At 71.6% G+C, this 3,783-nt stretch carries 4 protein-coding genes and 1 pseudogene; 4 read left to right on the top strand and 1 reads right to left on the bottom strand.

Features of this window, described 5'->3' with window-relative positions; genetic code table 11:
• From J7I97_RS39240 to J7I97_RS39230, 3 genes and pseudogenes are all read left to right on the top strand, one after another.
• A pseudogene (locus J7I97_RS39240) lies at positions 1-150 on the top strand (IS982 family transposase); the annotation flags it as partial.
• A gap of 194 nt (positions 151-344) precedes the next feature.
• On the top strand, positions 345-1,532 hold the full coding sequence (locus tag J7I97_RS39235) for an ATP-binding protein (RefSeq protein WP_251059382.1): 1,188 nt from the start codon (positions 345-347) through the stop codon (positions 1,530-1,532).
• Entirely contained in the window at positions 1,462-2,472 is a 1,011-nt protein-coding gene (locus J7I97_RS39230) for a hypothetical protein (protein ID WP_251059381.1), read from the top strand. The genes J7I97_RS39235 and J7I97_RS39230 overlap by 71 nt, the downstream gene beginning before the upstream one ends.
• On the opposite strand, the gene J7I97_RS32785 is transcribed toward J7I97_RS39230, so the two are convergent.
• Complete coding sequence (locus J7I97_RS32785) at positions 2,443-3,477, bottom strand: hypothetical protein (protein WP_308378380.1); 1,035 nt, start codon at positions 3,475-3,477, stop codon at positions 2,443-2,445. The genes J7I97_RS39230 and J7I97_RS32785 overlap by 30 nt on opposite strands.
• A gap of 3 nt (positions 3,478-3,480) precedes the next feature.
• Between J7I97_RS32785 and J7I97_RS39225 the strand changes: the two genes are divergently transcribed.
• Positions 3,481-3,783: hypothetical protein (locus tag J7I97_RS39225; protein WP_251059389.1), on the top strand; the 303-nt coding region annotated here is incomplete at its 3' end.

Here is a 3,783-nt window from a genome sequence, read left to right as displayed (position 1 = left end):
CAGCTCGACCTCGAACGGCACCGAGGCCGCACGCCTGGCGGCGTCGTCGTCCGCGTCATGCAGCGCATACTCGCGCTGACCGCCGCGATCTGGCACAACGACGCCACCGGACAGCAAGTCCTACGATCCCTCACCGCCTACGATCACTGACCCCTTGGAATTGATCATCTAGCCAGGCCGATGTCGACGGTGGTTGCGCTGTGTTCTAACGCCGCCTTCCGTGACCCGAGGCACATCTGCGCAACCTCAGCCGGGAGTTGGCGTGACCAGAGTGTTTCCTCATGCCGCTGTCGCGGGGATACAGTCCGGCCAGTGGCGGATCGGGGACCAGGGGAGGGGCCGACATGCTGGAGATCGTGGCACTCAGTGCGCTGACCGCATTCCTCACTGCGGTGGGCAATGGTGCGGCCGGCGAGATGGGTAAGCAGCTGCTGCTGTCGACGGGTGCACTGGCGAGAAGGACCACGGGGCGGGAGACGCCGTTGCCCACCAGCAGAGAGGGCTGGGAGTCGCTGGCCGGTCACGTACACGCCCGCTTGGGTGACGATCGGCGGCAGGCAGGCGAATGGTGTCTTCTCCTTCGGAGCCTTCCGGAGCACGCGGCGGAGCTTCCTTCCGGGAGCGGGCTTCCCCCTGCCACGCGCCACTTCACCGACCGCAAGGATGTCGTCAAGCGGCTGAGGCGGGAGGCGACCCGCCCCGCCGCAGGGCGTCCACGCGTCGCGCTGCTGTACGGCCCGCCGGGGATCGGCACCACCGCAGTGGCCCTGCACCTGGGCGCCGCCTGCCACGCACAGTTCCCCGACGGACAGTTCTACGTCGACCTCCGCGACTACTCCGGAGAGCTCGGACCGGCTCCGGCGGCCGTCCTGCTGCGCCTGCTCCGGCAGATGGGCGTCGAGCCGGAACGGATTCCGCCCACCGAGGCGGGCCGGGAACAGCTCTATCGGCGGCTCACCGCCGGCCGCCGGGCGATGGTGGTGGTCGACCACGCATCCTCGGTCGCACAGGTCCGCCGTCTCATCCCGGCCACACCTGAGGTTTTCCTGCTGGTGGTCGTGTCCGGCCCGCCCTTCGTTCTGGAAGCGGAGCCCGTCCCGGTGCCCCGGCTGAGCGACCGGGACGCGCTGAAGATGATGAGGAAGGTCGCCGGCCGGGAAAAGGTCGCGCGTGCCAAGTCGCAGATGCCGGGTGTATTGGCCCACTGCGCGGGAAACGCCTTCGCCCTGAGGACGACGGCGATGCACCTGCTGACGGAGGACGCGGAGCTGGACCTCCCGGGTCCGGCGACCGGGGCATCCGGGAGCGAGCCGGTGCGCGCCGCGGCCCAGACCGGTTGCCGCCGGGTCCGGCCGGAGACGGCTCGGCTCTGCCGGTTGACGGCCCTGGGCGGCTGGCCGGCCATCACTGTCCCACCTCGCCGCGGCCGCCGCGGGCGTCGCCGAGGAGGAGGCGGCCCGCATGCTGGCCGAAGCGGCGGACGCCCAACTGCTGGAGCCTCTGCCCGACGAGCGCTATCGGTTCCGGCCTGAGGTGCGCCGCCATCTGGCGGACACGGCCGGACCTGAGCACGGGATCCCCGACTGCTCCGCGGCTGTCGCCCGGACTCTCGACGCCCTGCTGAACCGGGCACTGCACGCGGCCCACGCGGCTCTGCCCCAGAGCTGGCGGACCGAGCCGGCGCCCGCGCAGGGGGAGGCGTACCGAGATGAAGCGGAGGGCGTGGCAGCGTTGGCGGCGGAGGCGGGCAACCTGGTCCGTGCCGTGTCCGTCGCGCGCGAGTACCAGCACACCACCACTGCGCTGCGCCTGGGACGTGCCCTCTGGCCCCTTCAGCTCAAGGCGGGCCACTGGGACGAAGTGCTGCCCGCACTTCGTATCGCGGCCCGCTGCGCCGAAGAGCACCAGCCGGGGTCCCGGATCGCGGGAGCGCTGCACTTCCAGCTCGCCCACTGCCTGGGAGAGCTGGGCCGGTGGGAAGAGGCGGACCGGGAGGCGGAAGCTGCCGCCAGGGCCGAGCGCGAGGCCGGTCACCTACGTGGCGAGGCATCCTCCGTGGAGTTGCAGGGCCTGCTGAACCTCCACCGCTGGCTGTACGAGGCGGCGCACGAGCGGTTCGTCGAGGCAGAAGCCATCTACGGCAGGATCGCGCAGGGGCAGGAGGGCGTGGAGGACCTGTCGCGCGCCTTCGCTCTGTCCCGGCGCCACCAGGGACGCGCTCTGCGCGGCATGGGGCGGCTCGACGAGTCACGCCGCCTGCTGGAGACCGTGGTGGACTTCTTCGGGCAGCAGGGAGAGGCGTACAACCAGGCCCGTGCTCTCACGGACCTGGCCGAGACCCTGCATGACGCGGGCGAGAACGCCGAGGCGCTGACGAAGATCGCGGAGGCCGAACGCTTGCTCACCCCGGCCGCGACCCCGCACCTGGGGTACTTGGCTGCCCTACGACTGCGCTGCGAGGTCGCCGGGTAGCGCCGGTTCCACCGCCACCGGATGCACGCCACCGGCCGCGTGCATCAGCAGCACGGTCCCGCCTGGAGGCACCCTGCCGCCCACGGCGAGCCACGCGGCCAGCGCGGACGCGTACGCCGCCGGGTCGGCGTCCGCCCCCGGGCCGGCCGACAGCCGGTACACGCCGTGCTCCCGGCTCCGGACGGTGCACGTGTGCGGCCCGGTCACATACGCGGCGACCGCACAGTGCGGATACCGGCGCAGCACCTCCGCGGTCCACACCTGCGGGCCGCCCAGGCGGGGATCGTCCGGCTGCCCCTCACGCGTGATCACGTCGGCCGACTCCAGGCTGCCGGGGTCGAGGGTGTCCTCGTGCACCGCTAGGTGTGCTACGCCGCCTGCCCCGTACGGATGCCCCGTAGAGCGTTCGATCACAACCTCTGCCCCCTGGACTTGCGTCCGTACGTGCAGTGGGGCCGTACGCCGCGGAGGATCGTACGACGGCAGGGGCAGCGGCTCCAGCAGTGCGGGGGCCTCGGGCTCCGGGAGGTCCATCAACGTGTAGAAGTGCTGCCGTAGCAGGGGTGCCGAGGCGCCGGGAGCCGAGGTGGTGAACTCGGCCGGCCCGGCGAGCGGACGATGCTCCGTCACCACCCGCTCCACCTGCTCCCACAAGCGGCCGTGCGAATCGAGCCGAGGCGCGTCCCGTACGAATGACGCGAGCGGTGCCTCGGGGTCCAGCCTGTCCTGTGCGGCGGACGCCAGCATCACAGGGAGGCCCAGAGCCGCGGCGTAGTAGGAGACCGCGCCGAAGTCGCCCAGGACGACATCCGCTGCCAGGAGGGCCTGCCGCCAGGCGTGCATGGGGTCGATCAAGGCCAGCCCGCTGCGGCGCGCCTGGTCCAGCCAGGCACGGATCTGGCCCGGCCCGTGCCCGTACCAGACGTTCGGGTGCAGGATGGCGGCCAGGCGGTAGTCGTCGGCCGGCAACTCGGCCGCGAGCCGGGGAAGCAGGCTCGGCAGCACATCTTGACCGCCTCCGTTCCCGAAGAAACCCTCCGGGTTCCAGGTGGAGTTCAGTACGACGAGCCGCTGGCCACGGCGTACGCCCAGGGCACGACGGAACCGTTCACGGTACGGGCGGGCAGCCAGCATACGGTCGAAGCAAGGGTCCCCGGCGAGTACGGCCGCTTCCTCGGCTTCGGGGCACACGCGGCGCAACCGTTCAAGCTGCTCCGGGTGGGAGAGTACGAGACCGTCCACGAACGGCTCGCCATCGGCCAAGAGCCAATCCGGCGACAGACCGAACGTCGGCTCCCGGCTCCCGGCTCC

Origin of the sequence: Streptomyces sp. ISL-87, assembly GCF_018614095.1 — a bacterium.
Lineage (GTDB): Bacteria > Actinomycetota > Actinomycetes > Streptomycetales > Streptomycetaceae > Streptomyces.
This window is presented reverse-complemented; position numbering and strand designations above follow the sequence as displayed.